Consider the following 18,319-nt stretch of genomic DNA (forward strand, 5'->3'; position numbering starts at 1 on the left):
AGTACTGCCGTGAAATTTAATTACGAGGTGATTAATGAGGATTCCAACATAGCCATTGTAACACTATGGAGCAGTATTAACCAGGTTAAGGAATTACTAAGGGATTCAATAAGGTTCGTTAGTATTATTGGCAATTTATATACGCCGGTCGGTATTAACTACATGATAACTACCTTGGCTAGGATTAACTGGATTGATACATTGATAATGTTTGGTCTTGACTATAATGGTGTTGGCGACTTATTAATTCGTTTTTTCAGGGATGGCGCATTGGACGTATTACTTGTAGGTAAAGACATTGCAGATAGTGTTAGGTCTACAATAAAAGTGATAGACCTTAGGGAGGCATTTAAGGCACGTAATACGGATGCGTTAATAAGGGTCATTCACGAGAATTATAGGCCTGGGCGTAAACCCGTTAGGTCATTAATAAACACAGATATCAATGAGCAAGAGTATGGTAGTGGTTGGGCATTACCATTAGTCGGTGGATTCGTATATGAGAGGGATACCTATAGGTCCTGGGTTAAGCTTGTCGACTTAGTGCTTAATTACGGTTTTGATAAGGGTGATTATAGGGAGTTAATAACGCCATTAGTGGTCATAGACTCAATGGGTAAGCCACACCCATTTAGAAGGCTTAGTGAGGTTGGGCTTAGGGACTTTGAACCACCTGCTGAGTTGGTTAATACATTGATTAACGAGTTGAGGGTTAACCCATACTCAATGGGCGCTGTTTATTACGGCGGTGATTACTTGGTTCAGGGAGTCATAAGTAGTGATTACTATAATCAACTAGTCTATATAAAAAGTGTCGATGTATTTAATGATTGGTGTAGGCAGTTGTATAGATGGTGGTCGCTGGCGAAGAGGGTTGTTGAAACCATAAATAGGGAGTTCAATGCATGGTACAGCGTGGGTTCTATGGCGTTAGTGCCATTCTCAGCCAGGATATACGCCAAGGATCTTGACAGGGCTGAGGAGTTCGTGAGGAGGAACTCAAGCGTCTTTAGTGAGTTCGTGGAGGATCCGAGGGGCAATTTCCTAGTGATGAGGGAGGGTGATTCCGTGGTTGTTGAGCATAGGTTACCTATCACAAATGCCCTGCATAGGAGATTTTCATTTCGCTCCCTTGAGGAGGCATACAATGCACTAAAGAATAGTAACCACTTTACAAACTACGCACATGCCATGTACCTTGGTAAGGAATTAGCGAGGGCATTCCTACTTAGGGATTACGAGCAAGATAAATTATGAGCATTCATTAATTTAAGAAAAATAAAAGAGCCAGATTTTAGAATACGCGTTAGATGCGTCACTATGGGCAATGATTCTACTGTGAGTATCGCTAGGCTCAAGACTATGGGTGTGCTGTCAGCCCTTATTTTCATCATAGGTGTAATTGATTTTCCAGGGCATGGAGTGTTACAGGTAATTGCGTTACTACTATTGATGATTGCTTATAAGGAGCTGAACCTTAATGGTCATTACCAAGACATAAAGACCGCATTATCATTAATGATCGGCATATTAGTATTTAACTACGTAGTCGCGGGGATAATCTACGCACTATATGGACCATTGAAGGTAACAATAAATTCACTAGGTGTGGTTACTATGTACGTAACGCCTTCAATGCCTATCTGGCTTAGGTATCCATCAAACCAAATAGCTTTCACATACGCCGTATTAGTCGCAACGTGGCCGTTCGAAATACTCATCGCTTATTACATATACCGTTCGTTCTCAAACCTGGGTAATAAAGTACTTAGATATGCCGGTTTATTAATGCTGATAGGCGCTGTGCTGTACGTAGTTCTGGTTGGGGCCATATTCATGATATTATCCTACGTATTAATGCTCATAGGTTGGTTAACACTTAGGGGAGAGGTTAAGGATCACGTTCATGCCAAGCTTCATGTGACACGCATATTACGTTTAATTGCTTGGTCATTAATGATATCACTATTAACATTAGTTACGTTATCATCAATCCTTAACGTTAACCCTCAGTACTATGGCTTAAACATTGCAATGCTCACGCTATTCGCCAGTAAGCACCCCGTGTTTTTTACAACGTCTTTGATGAATCCAAGGTATACCATGATATCGATTGGACTGATTAACTCAAGCAATACGATTACAATACTTGGTTATATAATGGCGGTACCTAAGCCATACTACATTAAGGTTAGTATCAACATGGGGAATTGCTTGGAAATATTGGCAGTAGAGCCAGGAAGTACAAGAAAAATAATGTACACAATACCTGGTCTTCCCATGTATTATCAATTAAACCCATTTGCTCAGCAGCAGGAGGCCGCGTTTCAAGGGTCTTCGGTTATGATGTCGATGAAGGGTGATGAGGTATCGTGGATTTATACACCAGCAATGTCTCACAGTAGTAATTATCAAGTGTTAAACGGGTTCTTACTTACTTGCTTAGTAAATGGAGCAAATTATGTATTACCAGCAAACATAACAATAATGGCAATATCGAAAATACACAAGACGTACTTCCTAGAGACCTATACCATGAATTATACCAAGTTGAGGTTTATGATAAATAGTACAGCAATAATCCTAGTCAATAATGTTAATGGATCATTCACAAAATCCACTATTAATTACGTAAATTTACTGTTAACGATTTATTTACCTGTATTTATATGCTACGTAATTTACGACCGTAGGTTCTATGGGGATTTACTGAGACATTTAGCAGATAGAATTAGTAATCGTACAATTTAATGAAGTGAAATAAGTAATTCCGTGATAGCTAAGCAATATAAAGAAAGATAGAGCTACAGCATTTAGTTGAGGTACGATGGTTAGGAAGAAGCCATATCCGCATAACAGCGATATACTTAATGCCATGCTTAAGTTATTCTCTAAGGAACCCTTCATAAGACCCATCGACTTCCCTGACAAGGTTAAGGCTGAGCTCAAGAAGGAGGGGTTTTACGTAGGGTTAGTCAGTACTAAGCGCATTTGGAGGATTTACGAGGAGGCTGTCAAGAGGGGCTTGATCTATGATTACTTGGGTGTCGTTATTGGTTATGGTGGTGAATATTGGGAGGAGTAGGTACTACGGTGAGTTATGTTGATTTTACTCATATGATTAGAAATCTCTAAATGGAAATTGAATAACCCATTGATTCATGAGCATGTCCTAAACATAATCATCCCTATTAACCCTATTCATAGGTATCTCTCCCTTGATGTACCTAATGACATTCTCCACAGCCCTAATCATCGCATACTCGGCTATCTCCATCTGTGCCCCACCTGCTATGTGTGGTGTTCCTAGGAAATTAGGTAATGTGATTAGTGGTGTTCTTGGTGGTATTTCCTCATGGTCATTGTGTACCCACCAGACGTCTGTGCCGAATCTAATGTCCTGCCTCTCCTTAAGAACCTCGTATAGATCTTCCTCCTTAACCACATCACCACGACCAACATTCACCACTATTGCGCCGCGCTTTAATGCCCTAAGTTCCTCCTTACCGATTAGACCTCTGGTATGCTTATTCAGTGGTAATGTTATGGCTACTATATCAGCCCTTGGTAATGCATCAAGTAATTTACTCGTTGGGTAGACCTCATCGAAGTACTCAGCGGACTTACCGCTTCTATTAATACCAATGTTATGGGTTCTAAATCCCTCCTTTCCAATTCTTGCGATCTCTTTACCGATACCACCGGTACCGAGGACGAGTAATATCGATTCAATAATCTTGCGTGGGCTTGTTATTTCATTGCCCAAGTAATCCTTTGCGTTAAGTACGGGTTTATGTAATCCCTTAGCCAGCGTTAGTATCATTGCCCACGCATGCTCAGCAACAGGCACTGAATATGCACCTGCATTACTATATACCTCAATATTACTTGGTATTACAGAAAATGGTAAGTGATCAACACCTGCAGAGTATGTCTGTATAACCTTTAGTCTTTTCATGGAATTAATGTTATCGGCCAGGTTGAATTCCCTACCGCACCAGCACATTAGTACTTCAGTCCTGGACAGCACATCTGTCCATTCATCCTTACTCAGTCTCGGTAACTCATAGAGGTCTATATCATAATTACGTAATAGTTCCCTAGCTTTATCGGGTAATTCTACTGTACTAACTATGGTTGTTGTCATCCTAGTGAGGCAGTACTTACCTGATTATTTAATGTTTTTAGGAGCAAAATACTTTTTAACTGGGCTTTTCTCGTCTACGTGAATGGCAAAGATAAAGCCACCGAAGGAGCGTAAGTATGGGAGGGCAGTGATTATGTGCCAAAGGTGTGGTACTCATGAGGCAGTCATTAGGAAATATGGGCTTTACCTATGTAGGAGGTGCTTCAGGGAGGTCGCGCCACAGTTGGGATTTAGGAAGTATTACTAGTTTTACTCTTCTCATTAATTACGTAGGGATTATAAGCACCTAGTGTATCAGTTAATTATGGCTAGGATACCAGCAACACTAAACCTGGACAGGATTATTGAGGTAGCCAGGGCCTTAACATCTCTAGATCTACATAGGTCTGATGCCTTTGACCTAAGATTTTACCCGCCGAGGGATGCGGATGTTGAGGCCACGTATAATTACTTCATTGCCATGGTGGCTATAGATCACAGGACAAACATTGGGGATAGGCAATTCACTAGGCGAATTGGTGATGAGATCTTCACAGGCTCTGACCTACTTTGGAGATTGGGTATGGAGATGTTCAATAGAGATAGTTCCTTCTTCAGCCCTGCCAACCTGAGGAGGCTTGATCCTACCGTTGTTAGGGATTGGCTCGTTGGTGATTATGGGCCTGTTTGGGATTATGGGGTTAGGGCTTATCTGCTCAGGGATGTTGGTTCTCACGTATTTAGGAACTACGGCACAACCATTAGGTTGTTCCATGTTTCAAGTATTGAGGAGTTGATTGATAGGTTATCAATGATGGCTGGATATGAGGATCCGGTCAGGAAGAAGGCGTACTTATTAATAAAGTTCCTGGTACTACGTGGCCTACTTAAGATTAAGCCGCAGGAGATGAAGTTGCCGATTGATAATCATCTTACGAGGATCGCCTATAGGCTGGGTATAGTTAGGCTTGAGGATTGGGTGCTCGAGTTAATGAGACGTGACATGCACCTCAGTAGGGAGCTTGATATTGAGCTTAGGCTGGCCGTCCGTGATGCTTGGGATGCTGTGATTAGAGTCAGTAAGTTAGATCCAATAGCAATTGATGACTTTTTATGGAGACTTGGCAGAACAATATGCATAAGGGATAAGCCACAGTGTGATAAGTGTCCGTTGAGAGGTTTATGCAGTGCCTATGCTAGGGGTTCATTCATTAATGAGCATAATCATTACCTAACGTATTACTATTGATGACAATGCTTAAATGAAGCATAAACTACTGCTAGGTAATGATTATCCGCGCAGTTACATTGTTTTATCCCGTAGAGGGTAGTAGGATTAATACTGATGAGTTTAGGCAGGAATTGGTTAAGCTACGTAACGTAATAAGCGATATTAGTAGAAGGAGAAGAACTGAAATAAGGACCTGGAGAGTTACACTACCCTTTATAGAGCCGCTTTGGAACTTTGAGGAATTATCAACAACGATAAATAAGGCAAGTGCCGACCTTGGTTATATCCATGCATCGCTCAATATAGCGATGAATACAAAATTCGAGTTAGAGAGGGTGGTTAATGCATTCATTAAGTCAGGGAGTTACTTGAGTATTTGGGTTGGTGATTTTAAGGAGCTTAATGATTACAACACAGAACTTTTCACTAACGTGCTTAGGAGACTCGTGGAGCTTAATCAATGGGCCTTATCCAGGAGAATTGCGGCACTAATTGGTGACGTAATACTCACGCCATACTACCCAGACTCGATAAACCTCAACAATAGCCACGGCATAGCTCTATCAATACTTTACCCAAGCGAGTTAAGTGATGAGCGTAATCTACATAATGACCTTACCGGGGTATTTAAGACTGCTGAGGACATTGGTAGGGAAATTGCAGGTGAATTAGGTGTTGATTACCTGGGCATTGATGCTTCATTATCACCCTGGGGTGAGGAGTCAGTTATTGATGCAGTTGAGAGGATTTACGGAATTAAATTCGGTGGGCCAGGCACGCTGAGCGCCATTTATAAATTGAACAAGGCCATCTGGGAGGTATCCGGTCGATTCAGGGTTACGGGGTTTAACGAGGTAATGCTACCGCTTGCTGAGGATGAGCGGCTTAAGGCTAGGGCTAGGGAGGGACTAATCACATTTTCCAAGCTTGTCAAGTATACAATGACCTGTGTCGCGGGTGTTGACATGGTACCAATACCGAGTAATCAGTTACCTCTCATTAAGGGGTTAATCAATGATTTACATGCGATAGTCAGTATTAAGCGTAGGTCGATTGGGCTTAGGTTAATACCATACCCAGGCAATGAGGCTGAGGTTGACCTTGGTGACTTCGGTAAGGCGCCAGTACTCGATATGATGAGATGACTCTCATGCCAATACACCTAAGGGTTAATCCCGGGGATATTGCTAAGAGGGTGGTAATAGTCGGTGACCCAGAGAGGGCGAGGCAATTAAGCGAGTTGCTCGTCGGTGCGAAGCTCGTTAATGAGAATAGGGGATTAATAACATACACAGGCAAGTACAATGATACTGACATCACCGTGGCAACCCACGGAATTGGAGCTCCATCCGCTGCCATCGTTATTGAGGAATTAATAAGCATGGGCGCCAGGTTCATTGTTCGCCTTGGAACCACAGGGGCGCTTAGGAGGGAGATAGGCATTGGCGATGTTATCGTGCCCACAGGCTCGGCATACAACTACGGAGGAATATACACGCAATACCTGGGCAGTTTCATAGCCTACCCAGCAATACCCAATTACCACCTAATGAGTGAGCTAGTGAGGAGTCTTGAGTCGATGAATATGAAGCCCTGGGTTGGTCCGGTATATAGTAGCGATGCGTTCTATGCGGAGGAGGACCTGGTCAACGTACTTGGTTCGAGGGGCTTCCTGGGCGTTGAAATGGAGACCGCAATACTATTCCTACTGGGCCTTGTAAGGAATTTCAAGGCAGCGGCAGTGCTCATAGTGAGTAATAACCTGACTGAGGATAAGGCGAGCAGGTTCCTAACGGCGAGTGAGTTGAGGGATGTAGTGCTCAGGGTTGGGAGGGCTGTGCTAAACGCGTTAATTATGGTCAAGGATTAAGCACTGCATTGTAGTACTGAGCGAGTCTCGGCTTGAAGTTCAGGAACTCCTTAATAATCCTAGTCTCAAAATCAATCCTCCTATCAGGATCCCTATCTAGGATCAGGACACCCCTGCTCACGACCTCATACGCAAGCGACAGTGATGCCTTATTAAGGTGAATAAGGTCGACCTTAAGCCCAAGTGCGTCCTCTAAAGTAATCATAATGCTCATGAGCTTCTTCCAGTCTAGTTCCCTGCCCGTGAATACGACAATGTCAAGGTCACTCCCTGGACGTGCCCTACCAATCGCCCTCGATCCAAATACATACGCGAACAGCACAAAGTCAAACCCCTCTAATACCTGCCTCGCCTTATTGATTAAATCTGTCAATTCCTCATTACTGATGGCGAGCTGATTATCCAAGGGATCTATTAACCTATCCCTAATGAAACTACTAATCTCATTAATTACCCTATCTAACTCGTCAATCTCACTTAAAGCCTCAAGTAATCTCTCGGGGATCTATCACGGCATAGCCGTGGTCAAGCACATTCCTAAGGCTAATCCACAACTCGAACAATCTACTAGTTCATTACTAAGGACGTTGGCGTTCGCCAATATTCTCGCAACATCCCTATACCTCTCAGGTTTATTAAGATTAATAATTGAACACAACCTCATACTGACATTAATGAGGGATTCAACGGTACCCCTAAGCGCCAAATCCCTATCCAAATCATCGACAGTCCTCGCTCTATCCCTAATCGACCTTAGAATATTTACATAACTCCTATCCATCGCCAATTTATCATTAATTATCACGTTACCATACCAAATTATGCACTCCTTACTTAAGCTAAAAGCCTTGCACATACTAATTGCAGGGGCTTAATGAAGGCATGTCAGCGCGCAGGTCTTGGGTCCTCATCCATCAGATCCGTCCCCGCTTTACATCACCAATTAAATGAACTAATAACCCATTAATAACCCTTAATGCTTAATATCATGAAGTTAAGGTTTAATAGAGATTTCATAATGGTGAATTTAATGCCTTATGGAAGGATACACGTAAAATCATTAATCATAATCGCTATATTATCGATAATTATTAACTCATACATGCTCATTCGCGCTCAATTAGGCATTAATAATGCCGTGGGCGCGGCTCCTGGTGAAATAAACATAGGTAATGATGTACTTCATACATATAGGTCTGAGGCTCCCTTAATGTTACAGTCTATGTTATTGGAGGTAAGGCCTTGTTTCAGGACCTGATTAACGTGGGTTTGAATTCCTCATTAATTAAACCTGTAAGTCTTAATCAGCTATCTGAATTGCCGGATAATAGTGTCGTGGTTATTGATTGGTCTGTGATAAGGAATAGCGTGGTTGCTGGTGATCCGGGTAGTTACGTGGAGTTGAACCTAACGAGTCCTATTATTAATGACTTAGTTAACCTTATCAGGAATAGTGATAGCGACATCATCGCTGTTTACGCAAATGCCACGGATGAGGATACCGTTGAGTACGTACTAGCATACTCATGGGCCAGGGCTATTAATAATACGTTATCGCTAAATCTAGGCGGAGGCTCATCCGTGCAGGATTACCTGGTGGCTTACCCAGTAATTCCTGTAAATACTCATGAACCTATTCTAATTGCAATGTACTGGGTTAGTCCGAAGAAATTAATAATGGGTCCACTGTACCCATCACAGTTCATGACTTTTATTAAGAATATCGTAGACAACATGGTGATAAATGATTCGACGGATCCTGTAGATCCATGCTTTGCGATGGCTAGCAATAATGCCGTGTTCATATGGGCAGCGCCCATGTTCGTGGGTGTATCAAGTTTGGGTGTGCAGGCTTATAATGATGGTAATGGGACGTTCTTCTGGGACTCATGCTTAACGGTTAGTAACAGGATCCTTAAGGCATCACCGGTAGGTCCTTGGTACTTAACCGTCAACGTCTTTAATTATGAGGGTTACTTTGAATTATCAACCATGTATAACAATGGTGGTTTTGATGGTTATCAAATCGGTGTAATTGATTACTATTATGGCTATGAAATGTACATGAGGAATATCACCAATGCATTGATAGGCGACATGGGCAGTATTGCACCATCAACCCTGAGCACAAGCGCAACTAGTGTGCATGTATCATGGAGTCCATCAGTGAGTATAATGCCTCAGCTTGCTATGACCATTAGCAATATTACGTGGTTATTCCATGTAGATAAGGCCGGCGATAACATAGCATTTCCAAACTCCTTTGCGGATGAATCGGCAGCCGTATATTTACCAGGTTTTAACGAATCACAACAGTACTTAGCCGAATTCATGGTTGATTTTGAGAACAACGCCGTCACCAAAGACTTACCATGCCTATATGCCGTAACACAGACAGTCTGGGCTAGGATTACCTGGGAGGTCTACATAATACCCAGGTCAAGCGAACTTGTCAATGTCTATGGTAACGTTAGTCTCCTAACACCGGCGACACTGCCTTTCCATTCATACTACGTATCTGGGGTCTCGTCATTAATCGTACCTATCTATTGCCCACTATGGTAATCCATGGGACTTAATTTTATATTGGCTCTTAAAACTAAGCCGTGAATGCCATGAGTAATATTGACGTGGTTAACCTGCTGATTGGCGTAAACCCGGTTGAGTTAGAGAGGGATTTCGACTCCAGGGTAGTCACAAGAATCATTAAACCGCCAATAGTCGTCAGACTCGACGGGACAGGCTTCGGTAAGGCCCTTAAAGACTTTACCTGGCCCCGGGATGAGAGGGTTCATAGGGCGTTGGTAAAGGCTGCCGTGGAACTAATGAGGACATTTTCAGGCGAGTACGCCCTTGTAATTAGCGATGAAATTAACGTCTTTCTCCTTAACTATGTACCGTTTAGTGGCCGTGAATATAAGCTAATAAGCTCAATGGCTGGTCTCGCTTCTGCTGTGGTTAGTAATGCCCTTAGTAGGGTTCTTTATTTCGATGCCAGGGTGATTCAACTCAATGATTCCTGTCTTGATGTTATGAGATATATGCTCTATCGGGTCAGGGTTGGCTTCAATAATTACCACGTGGAGATAGCCCAGAGAAATGGAGTTATTCCGCCGAAAAGTACCCCACATATAAACGAGGTTATCAGGGCGTTGGGTGGTCCAAGGCTTACCTGGGAATCCCTTGGCACATGCCTTGTTAGATCTAGGGTTGAACTTGAGGGTGTAGATAGGAGGAGCGGTGAGAGGGTTAAGTACGTTAGGAAGAGGATCATTGAGAAGAACCCGATAGAAGTAATCAATGAACTCAGCACGTGTGGTTTTAATTCTCAATAAATCAGTTAATAATATTTAATAACTAGGTAATTATGACTATAATGTATGGTTAATACCCACGAGAGACTCAGGGAGTTGGTAGGTGATTTATGGAATAATTATGTTCATCACGAGTTCGTGGAGAGACTTAAGGATGGTTCATTGCCCATGGATGTATTTCGTTACTACTTAATCCAAGACACAAAGTACGTGAGGGAGATGCAAAAGGCCGTGATTGAGGCTGCCAGTAAGGCTCCGCTTAATGAGGCTATTGACGTATTAACGGCTATGTTTAGCAATGTGGAGAGGGGCGCGGAGGTTCATGAGAGGTTATTCCGCGACTTATCAATAACTGAGGAGGAGGTTAACAATACTGGGTTTAACCTGGTTAATTATGCATACACAAGGCACTTGCATTACTATGCATCACTAGGTTGGCCGCAGTTCCTCGCAGCCTGGGCACCATGCATGTGGGGTTATAACGAGATTGGTAAGTACGTGGTAGGAACCAAAAACGCACTATTTAATGCATGGGCCGAGTTCTACGCCTCAGGTGATTACTGGTCTAGGGTTGAGGCGATTTTAAGAACGCTGGATAAGTACGAGGTAACGCCCGAGATAGAGAGGGCCTTTAGGGATAGTGTGAATTTCGAAATAATGTTTTGGGAGGCATCACTTAGGAAGGATCCAACGATATTCCTATGACGACTTAACGAGCACCAACCTGCGAGAGTAATACGCCAATCAGTGTTATAGCGGAGCTCAGGGCTTATTGTTAACGCCAAGCATTGCTAAGTAACCACGTAATTTAATCACGGTATGCATGGGGAATTAGTGATTTAATAAACATTACAGGATGCACCTTCATAGCGAGATGACTTAAGACATACCATTAGGTTAACCTGCCAATGCTTTTATTGAACCAACTATTGACGTAGTACCTTACCAAGGGATAGAGGATCCTCAGGAACACGCCGGCCACTCTGTACGTGATGCTGGGCACTATATCGCCATTAAATCTAGGATCGTCGATTTTCTCGGCAATTTTATTAGCCACATAACCAGGATCAAGGACAGGCCCTTTAGGGCTGTCCCTAGCCCTGGACGCGGTCGGTGTTACTATGGTATTGCTGTGGAAGTCAGTCCTAACATAGCCTGGGTATACACCAATGACCCTAATTCCCAGAGGCCTAAGCTCTATCCTTAAGGCATCAGTAATATTAGCTAGGGCTGCCTTGGACGATGTATATATGCCGAACCAGGGTATGGGTATGTAGGCAGCCAGGCTTATTACATTGACGACACAACCCTTATTCTTGGCAAGATCCGGGAGGAACTTCTTGGTGAGTAGTATTGGCGTTAAATAGTTAAGACTCACTATCCTGACTATGTCGTCATCGTTAAGTTCGCCTAATGGGCCATAAAACTCTCGTTACTGACTATGTTGAAAGGAAAAAATTAGTTTTTGACCGGCCCGTGGGTTTGGGCGGGGCTAGGCGTTATCAAAGCACTTTAGGTTCCGCATTGCCTTGGCTATCCTCTCCCTCCTCCTCTCGTTCTTTTCGCCCTCAAGCCACTCGCTCAGCTTCTTGCGGATTATTGGCTTGAGTGGACTTTCACGAATGTTGGCGTGTGTTATTGAGATTACGTGGCTCCCCTTCTCGACGTATATTGTTGGGTTGTAGCCTGCTCTCCTGAGCTCCTCAACCAACCTCAAAGCCTCACTCTTATCCTTTCTACACGCCCTAAGCTCGACATAGTAATTACTGTCTATGTGGATGCTCATGCTTATGTTCGTTCCAGGAATTATGATTGATGAGCTGCCTTTTTCTTTAGCATCCTTTGACGCAAGCTCGATTATCCTCCTAAGCTTACCACTGCCGAGACTCGCACCAAGCTCAATCAGCTCCTTGAGGTCGGGCATCGCCAACCAATCCCTAGCCAGCTTGACAGCCTTGCTTGACTTGAGTACAACCTCGACACTGTACTTCCCTGGTTGCATCGTGAAGCCAAGCTCATTTATCAACCTCTCGATAATGCCGAGCCACAGGTCGTACTTAGTCAAACCCATTGTGAGTCTCATGGACTTCCTGTTAACGTTGACATAGCCGTCGCCCAAATCGCCGGTGCCATGAATGCCCTGAGTCTCTCGGTGCTTAGTTTTTTGACCCCCTCAGCGACATCCTCCTTAGACTTCGCCCTGTGATCCTTGGCAGTTAAAACCCACCTAATTGATACGCCATCCTCATTTAAGCCTATGCCGTGTATGTACATGCGAACCTCTCCAGGATAGCACAGCGACCACAAAACCACTTGCCACGGCTGGCTCGTACCCATTGCTGGACGCTTACGTTTAATACTTCCATCTGTAATCTCCCAGCCGTATTGGATAGCCCTTAGTAACTCCCCATCGATGAAGGTGTTGTCTACCTTGACGTCGTCTCCCTCGAGCTCAGACAGCGTTAGGTTTATTGTGATGTTTCCACTCTTCGCAACCTTGGCAACATCAACAGTTACGTCCTTGTTGTATAGGTGCACCATCAGCGATTTCTCGCCGTTATTCTCGCCAGTCACTATTACGTCTATTGCGTTCCTCTCGAGCAAGTCCATGAGTTCCAGCAACTGTCTCCAGTATGTCTCGATCCATTTCCTCCTCAGCTTCTTGAGGAGCTTAATCATCTTCTTCGCGATTCTCTTAGCCTCCTTGACTTTCCTACCTCTATCATTCTCGTGCTCCCCGAGCCATTGCTCGAGTAAGCCAATAAGCCCGTCAATGAATGCCGCAGACTCAAGCTTATCCTTATGCCTCTCAAACCTCCTCCTCAACTCATTAATTAACCCCTCGACCTCCTTTATGACTTCCTCATCCGTCACCAGCTCCTTGCAAACGAGCCTCCTACCGCGTTTAACACCCCAACAAATCCTACCCAAACCCACGGGTTGTGTTTCGATCTCCACAGTTTTGACCTCGCTTACCACTCCGCTCACCAATTAGTAATCCCAGCAGGGCTTAAAAACGCGGCAGGGTGCATTGCCGCTTGCCTAGGGTCGATAAGTAAAAATAATTGTTTTGATGCCGCTGGTACTGTGTTGTTTCTACCGTAACCCATTGCGGCCGAGTAATACCCAGGCCTTTACGGCAAAGCCAATGCTACGAACGCAGTCCGAGACAACCCCGCGAATTAGGCCATCATAAATTGCCCCAACACCCCAAACCCACACCCACCATCCAATTAACCCACGCATTGCATTGGATTTCTTCCGGCAAGCGCCTATAGAGACTGCGCGAACAAAATTTTAGGGTAGAGACATAACCCACGCACCACAAGCAAAACACCGCCCAACCCATATATGCATGGTTAGGTATTTACCCAATCACCCCATAATAAATTATTAAAGACAAACACCACAGCACCACCCATACTTACAAGAAAAGACTTTTAAATAAAACACGACAAACAAAACGCCGGGGTGGCCGAGCCAGGTCCTTCATTGTTAATCCCGTCATCATACGTGGCGCATTATTGCCAGGAAAGACGAGAGGAACCTCCCCAAAGTCCCGTGCCGGCATTGTTCACTAAAACGCTGACCTCAATGCCGAGACCTCTGACCCTGTCAACAAGTTCATTAATTCTACTCAAATCCGAGAGGTCATGATCGATGGGCCACGCATTGACGCCATACTTATCCCTAAGCTCCTCAGCTAAACCTTCCAGGACATTCCTCCTCCTACTGACGAGTATTAGGTTGTAATGCCTAATGGCTAGCTCTTTGGCTAGCTCCCTACCTATGCCAGATGATGCGCCTGTTATTAGGGCTACCTTACTCACGGTAATTGTTCATCATGGTAAGTTTTAATTCATTTACGCGTGGATGAATGAGACTCAGCAAAAGCTTTATTAATGACGTTCTGTTAATCACAGGCATATGGATATTGGAGAGTTAATTAGTATATTGCTGAGTAAGGGCGTTGATTATGTGTTGGCCCAACTACCCAATTGGATAAGTAGGAGGGAGGTTTCCAGGGAGGATGCCGAGTTACTACTGATGTACGCGATGATCAATAGAATTGATGAGTTAAGCAAGAAAATAGATGGGTTAGGTAGTAAGATTGACATATTAAGCGATAAGATAGATGAGTTAGGCAAGAGGATTGATGCGAGATTTGACGAGTTGGGCAAAAAAATCGATGATATGCGTAAGGAGGTGGTTGATAGGCTTGACCTAATAAGTAACCAGTTGAGGGTCTTGAACTCGAACATAGCTGCCACGTACGAGTTGACGTCGAAGGTTATGGCGAAGCTTATGGAACGTAGCCTAACAGCATCAACGTGAGAGAAGGTAAGTCGGCCAATAACGGCGTCACTATTTTCATTAGCACTAAGACCAGTGCTAGTGGATGAGTAAACTATATTATTGCTGGGTTAACCTTAGTCAATGCATTAACTACAGAATTGCGTGGTGTATTGGTTCTCAAACCCAGTTGCCTCCGTACCAGCGTTTGGAAAGCCGCTGGGTATTACGTACTGGCCGTAACTGCTCGGTACCATTCCAGGGCACGAATTCATTATTATGGCATACGCCGTATAGCTAGGTGATGTTAAATCCGTTGGTAATATCCATTGGCCTAGATTGTTATCGTAAAACACAACGTCGTATATCAGGATCGAGCCTGGGCTTATGTACGGTAAATTAGCCATCTGCCCACTATATACTGGTCTTTCATTAATATATTGAGCCCATACAAAGTAACTCGCGTAATTATTAACGTACGCGTTTATTGATTTGCCTGTGGTTGTACCGTTTGGGTAATCAATTATGAAGTCCACGAACCAATCCTGCTCACCACTTGACGTTAAACCCTCGTAGGAAACCATAATGTACAATAACGAGTATGGCGTCGGCACGTACTGCGAAGGAATAGGCTCTCCTTGGTAGGTTGGGTACGCCGCCCAGAAAAGTGATTGTGTGTCCTCGTCGAATCCGGCCTGAAAGTACACGCCCGTTGGTCCCCAAGGTGAGAACAAACTACTCGGCGGGTCCAGCCCAACCCAGTAGGCTATGTCATATGAGTCATTAATTTCGGCATTGACCACCGTGAAGCCCGCCATGGCTGCGGTTAAGTCGTCACCACTACTTGTACTTATTGAGTAGCCAGCCCAATTACTCTTTGATGAGGACTCCACGGTATACCTGACCTCATTAATCTTAGCAACCTCACTCCTAGGTAGTAACTCTATATTGATAATGGCAGTACCATTCCTGTAATAAATGTATGTCGCTATCACACCGACCCTGGTGCCATTTAGTGAAATCACGTTATATACGAAGACGTAACCGGTGGTGGCTATGTAATCATTACCAACAAATTTACCCGACCAATAAAGCCCGTATGATGCCAACTTAATCGTGTTATTACCAATGTAGTCCTTGACGGGTGGTAGCACGGTGAAGTAGTAACTCAGCATCTTATCTATGCATTGCATCACTGTCATTTTGGAAAACGGTTTTGAGCTTAATGCCTTACTGGTTACATCATTCATCACCGACATAATTATGTTGTTTAGCACAAGGTTGTTGGTGGCGTTTATGTTGATTATCGTGACGTTCGTAACTATCACCATGAACATGCAGAAGCCATGACCTGGGGGAGTTTGGTAGTAGTTCTTGACCGTATTATAGCCAACTATCATAATAGGGGTTTCGGTAAATGCGACGTCAACGGCATACGCGCGTCCGTTAAACTTAACGGATTTGGTGAATTTAATGATTGATGGCATGAAGTTCGTGTGGTAATCAAACATGTAAAGTGGGTACTGAGTCTCTGGCTTCACCACCGTGTTATTAATTATGAATGTTGGGGTTGAAAGCCATTGAAGCGGAAAATTAACGAAGCCTCTTAAGCCCGGCCCTGTAATTGGGATCCCTAGCCACGTGTATATTTGGAACTGAAAAACCTTCACAATGAATATAACGGTAATAATTATGGCAGTAACGGTAATCCAAACCACGCGCTTATGCATTGCCAGCTTCATACTCATTGTTCCACCCTATGCCAGACTTTTTACTTCGGGTATTCTTAAAAGTGAGTTGAGCAGGGCTGAAAGTGTTAGCATTCTAACTTCTCGAGTGTCAATTCGACCCAGTATTTCTCGGCATCCTTTAACACCACGCTCCTTCTTTTAATGACCTCAAATTCCCCTGGAGTATAGGCTAGGATTTCTACGGATATGCTTGGCGGGAGCAACCTCCTCAGTACTAGGTATCTCTCGTGCCACGGAATATCCCTGAGACTTAGAGGCACGGCTATTAGGTCTACATCACTATTGATTAGCCAGTCACCTCTGGCGAAATCCCGAACTACATTGCTCATTCTCCCACTATCAATGCTAATACCCAGGAATATAAAGTCTCACTAATGTTTGGGATTACGCAACCTGAAGTTTCGGTATTTACTCGAATCTAGATAAATGGTAAATCACCGTATTATTATTACTTAACTTAGGTTATTAAATCGAGACGGTTTCATTACATTGCCCTGCACCTAAAGGTCCTTAAATACATGCAGCGGTTGTGGCTGTATCTACCTAACCTAATGCAAGCTATTGATTTTGAATTGTAATACACGTATATTATTAAATTATACAGCAGGTAATCTTATAAATCAGGTATTTTAATGCCTGCCTGTATGACCTGGTATACAATACCGTACCTATACGGCGCGGCTCTAGCTACGTACATAGCCGTGGCCGGCATATTATGGGCTCTACACCGCCTTAATAGGGATGATCTATTATTGCCGGTGGGCGCCATGAATTACATGCTGCTGCTCACCGTGAGCCAGTACATGGCGAGTAAGATAGGCGCCTTTGTGGGGCCATTGGTAATACCAATGGGCGTATTCACCTACAGCGCCAGCGTGGCCATGCTGGATTTCCTAACCCTTAAGTATGGGCGTAGGGTTGGTTATTGGGTCGTTAGGATAGCCGCCTATCTACAGGTGTTGATATTCATAATAAACTGGTTCGTGATTGGCTACCCACCGGCGACCTTTTGGGCATCGCTGCAGGGATCATTCGCCAGCATCATGGGTGTCTCGGCCAGGGTAGCCATTGCCTCAATCACGGCGTTCCTCATATCCGAGACATACGACGTGTTCCTGGTGAGTAGGCTTAGTGGAGGTGTTTTAAGGAGGGTTGGTTATTCAGACCCGGTGGCTATGACGATAGATACGCTTGTCTTCATACCGGTGGCATTCTACGGTGTCGTCCCAAACATATGGCTATTGATGGCTTCACAATTGGCGGTTAAGCTAAGCCTAGTACCGATGACCATGCTTGCCGTATGGATAAATAGGAGGGCTCTTAAGTACGGACTTGCAATACAACAAAGTAAGTGATTGCTCTAAGAACAAGCTTAAATAAAGGAGTATGCGAAAACGTATTAATGGTTCGTAATATACCTCAATTTTGTGCCAGTTGTGTGTTTACAAACTTCGTAGCATTATTCCGGTTATTCCTAAACAATGTATTAACGCCATATGCACTAACATCAATATTTATAGTTACGGTAACAATGATGATGAATGCGTACGGAATTCCCATGAGTATGATTATTATTAAGATTACGATGAGTATATGGTTAACTCTATCACCGTCAACATCCGTGACCATCCTAATACCCATGATAACACATAGCTACCTGCAGTACATGGTGTCGGTAGCTCAGCCTCTGGCGATATTAGTGAGCACATCGAAGATGCGGTTTAGGGTATAGGT

General features: G+C 43.8%; 23 protein-coding genes and 1 pseudogene. 13 read left to right on the top strand and 11 right to left on the bottom strand.

The window, feature by feature from the left end:
* The first annotated feature begins 9 nt into the window (after nt 1-9).
* From VMUT_RS10210 to VMUT_RS10220, 3 genes are all read left to right on the top strand, one after another.
* Nucleotides 10-1,257, top strand: coding sequence for a DUF4346 domain-containing protein (locus VMUT_RS10210; protein WP_013605337.1), 1,248 nt, complete (start codon nt 10-12; stop codon nt 1,255-1,257).
* Between the two features lie 63 nt (nt 1,258-1,320).
* Nucleotides 1,321-2,751: a DUF996 domain-containing protein gene (locus VMUT_RS10215; protein ID WP_013605338.1), complete on the top strand. Its 1,431-nt coding sequence runs from the start codon at nt 1,321-1,323 to the stop codon at nt 2,749-2,751.
* Nucleotides 2,752-2,827: 76 nt separating this feature from the next.
* Complete coding sequence (locus VMUT_RS10220) at nt 2,828-3,085, top strand: hypothetical protein (RefSeq protein WP_013605339.1); 258 nt, start codon at nt 2,828-2,830, stop codon at nt 3,083-3,085.
* A gap of 87 nt (nt 3,086-3,172) precedes the next feature.
* Here the strand turns inward: VMUT_RS10220 and VMUT_RS10225 are convergent, their stop codons facing one another.
* Nucleotides 3,173-4,147, bottom strand: a complete 975-nt coding sequence (locus tag VMUT_RS10225) for a 2-hydroxyacid dehydrogenase (protein WP_013605340.1) — start codon at nt 4,145-4,147, stop codon at nt 3,173-3,175.
* 82 nt (nt 4,148-4,229) lie between these two features.
* Here VMUT_RS10225 and VMUT_RS10230 point away from each other — a divergent pair, with 82 nt between their 5' ends.
* From VMUT_RS10230 to VMUT_RS10245, 4 genes are read left to right on the top strand one after another with little or no spacing between them, the layout of a single operon-like run.
* Nucleotides 4,230-4,394 carry a 30S ribosomal protein S14 gene (locus VMUT_RS10230; protein ID WP_013605341.1) on the top strand — a complete coding sequence of 55 codons (165 nt, stop codon included), beginning with the start codon at nt 4,230-4,232 and terminating at the stop codon, nt 4,392-4,394.
* A gap of 57 nt (nt 4,395-4,451) precedes the next feature.
* Nucleotides 4,452-5,375 carry an N-glycosylase/DNA lyase gene (locus VMUT_RS10235; protein WP_013605342.1) on the top strand — a complete coding sequence of 308 codons (924 nt, stop codon included), beginning with the start codon at nt 4,452-4,454 and terminating at the stop codon, nt 5,373-5,375.
* A gap of 38 nt (nt 5,376-5,413) precedes the next feature.
* Nucleotides 5,414-6,502, top strand: coding sequence for a DUF711 family protein (locus VMUT_RS10240; RefSeq protein ID WP_013605343.1), 1,089 nt, complete (start codon nt 5,414-5,416; stop codon nt 6,500-6,502).
* 5 nt (nt 6,503-6,507) lie between these two features.
* Nucleotides 6,508-7,227, top strand: coding sequence for a purine-nucleoside phosphorylase (locus VMUT_RS10245; protein WP_013605344.1), 720 nt, complete (start codon nt 6,508-6,510; stop codon nt 7,225-7,227).
* On the opposite strand, the gene mntA is transcribed toward VMUT_RS10245, so the two are convergent.
* Nucleotides 7,217-7,633 carry a type VII toxin-antitoxin system MntA family adenylyltransferase antitoxin gene (gene mntA / locus VMUT_RS12345; protein ID WP_013605345.1) on the bottom strand — a complete coding sequence of 139 codons (417 nt, stop codon included), beginning with the start codon at nt 7,631-7,633 and terminating at the stop codon, nt 7,217-7,219. The two genes, VMUT_RS10245 and mntA, sit on opposite strands and share 11 nt — an antisense overlap.
* A 102-nt stretch (nt 7,634-7,735) precedes the next feature.
* Nucleotides 7,736-8,032: a hypothetical protein gene (locus VMUT_RS12350; RefSeq protein WP_013605346.1), complete on the bottom strand. Its 297-nt coding sequence runs from the start codon at nt 8,030-8,032 to the stop codon at nt 7,736-7,738.
* Nucleotides 8,033-8,257: 225 nt separating this feature from the next.
* Between VMUT_RS12350 and VMUT_RS10255 the strand changes: the two genes are divergently transcribed.
* From VMUT_RS10255 to VMUT_RS10270, 4 genes are read left to right on the top strand one after another with little or no spacing between them, the layout of a single operon-like run.
* Nucleotides 8,258-8,485: a hypothetical protein gene (locus tag VMUT_RS10255; protein WP_148224742.1), complete on the top strand. Its 228-nt coding sequence runs from the start codon at nt 8,258-8,260 to the stop codon at nt 8,483-8,485.
* Nucleotides 8,470-9,792 (top strand): hypothetical protein, encoded by a 1,323-nt coding sequence (locus VMUT_RS10260; protein ID WP_013605347.1) that lies wholly within the window; start codon nt 8,470-8,472, stop codon nt 9,790-9,792. Before VMUT_RS10255 ends, VMUT_RS10260 begins: the two co-directional genes overlap by 16 nt.
* 50 nt (nt 9,793-9,842) lie before the next feature.
* Nucleotides 9,843-10,562: a tRNA(His) guanylyltransferase Thg1 family protein gene (locus tag VMUT_RS10265; RefSeq protein WP_048057289.1), complete on the top strand. Its 720-nt coding sequence runs from the start codon at nt 9,843-9,845 to the stop codon at nt 10,560-10,562.
* A gap of 45 nt (nt 10,563-10,607) precedes the next feature.
* Nucleotides 10,608-11,246, top strand: a complete 639-nt coding sequence (locus VMUT_RS10270) for a TenA family protein (protein ID WP_013605349.1) — start codon at nt 10,608-10,610, stop codon at nt 11,244-11,246.
* Nucleotides 11,247-11,433: 187 nt separating this feature from the next.
* Here the strand turns inward: VMUT_RS10270 and VMUT_RS10275 are convergent.
* From VMUT_RS10275 to VMUT_RS10290, 5 genes and pseudogenes are all read right to left on the bottom strand, one after another.
* Nucleotides 11,434-11,949, bottom strand: a pseudogene (locus VMUT_RS10275) (SDR family NAD(P)-dependent oxidoreductase); the annotation flags it as partial.
* 84 nt (nt 11,950-12,033) lie between these two features.
* A complete protein-coding gene (locus VMUT_RS13135; protein WP_048057034.1) occupies nt 12,034-12,624 on the bottom strand; it encodes a hypothetical protein in 591 nt (196 codons plus the stop codon).
* Nucleotides 12,621-13,520 (bottom strand): hypothetical protein, encoded by a 900-nt coding sequence (locus VMUT_RS13140; RefSeq protein ID WP_237699645.1) that lies wholly within the window; start codon nt 13,518-13,520, stop codon nt 12,621-12,623. Before VMUT_RS13140 ends, VMUT_RS13135 begins: the two co-directional genes overlap by 4 nt.
* A 5-nt stretch (nt 13,521-13,525) precedes the next feature.
* Nucleotides 13,526-13,651 (bottom strand): hypothetical protein, encoded by a 126-nt coding sequence (locus VMUT_RS13275; protein WP_258167459.1) that lies wholly within the window; start codon nt 13,649-13,651, stop codon nt 13,526-13,528.
* 411 nt (nt 13,652-14,062) lie between these two features.
* On the bottom strand, nt 14,063-14,371 hold the full coding sequence (locus VMUT_RS10290) for an SDR family NAD(P)-dependent oxidoreductase (protein WP_013605351.1): 309 nt from the start codon (nt 14,369-14,371) through the stop codon (nt 14,063-14,065).
* Nucleotides 14,372-14,468: 97 nt separating this feature from the next.
* Here VMUT_RS10290 and VMUT_RS10295 point away from each other — a divergent pair, with 97 nt between their 5' ends.
* Complete coding sequence (locus tag VMUT_RS10295) at nt 14,469-14,876, top strand: hypothetical protein (RefSeq protein ID WP_013605352.1); 408 nt, start codon at nt 14,469-14,471, stop codon at nt 14,874-14,876.
* Nucleotides 14,877-14,983: 107 nt separating this feature from the next.
* On the opposite strand, the gene VMUT_RS10300 is transcribed toward VMUT_RS10295, so the two are convergent.
* Entirely contained in the window at nt 14,984-16,582 is a 1,599-nt protein-coding gene (locus tag VMUT_RS10300) for a hypothetical protein (RefSeq protein WP_013605353.1), read from the bottom strand.
* A 68-nt stretch (nt 16,583-16,650) separates the two neighbouring features.
* Nucleotides 16,651-16,914, bottom strand: coding sequence for a nucleotidyltransferase domain-containing protein (locus VMUT_RS10305; protein WP_013605354.1), 264 nt, complete (start codon nt 16,912-16,914; stop codon nt 16,651-16,653).
* A 315-nt stretch (nt 16,915-17,229) separates the two neighbouring features.
* Here VMUT_RS10305 and VMUT_RS10310 point away from each other — a divergent pair, with 315 nt between their 5' ends.
* Nucleotides 17,230-17,940 (top strand): queuosine precursor transporter, encoded by a 711-nt coding sequence (locus tag VMUT_RS10310; RefSeq protein WP_013605355.1) that lies wholly within the window; start codon nt 17,230-17,232, stop codon nt 17,938-17,940.
* A gap of 64 nt (nt 17,941-18,004) precedes the next feature.
* Here VMUT_RS10310 and VMUT_RS10315 read toward each other — a convergent pair whose 3' ends face one another.
* On the bottom strand, nt 18,005-18,226 hold the full coding sequence (locus VMUT_RS10315; RefSeq protein ID WP_013605356.1) for a hypothetical protein: 222 nt from the start codon (nt 18,224-18,226) through the stop codon (nt 18,005-18,007).
* Between the last annotated feature and the right edge of the window lie 93 nt (nt 18,227-18,319).

The organism is Vulcanisaeta moutnovskia 768-28 (assembly GCF_000190315.1).
GTDB classification, from domain to species: domain Archaea; phylum Thermoproteota; class Thermoprotei; order Thermoproteales; family Thermocladiaceae; genus Vulcanisaeta; species Vulcanisaeta moutnovskia.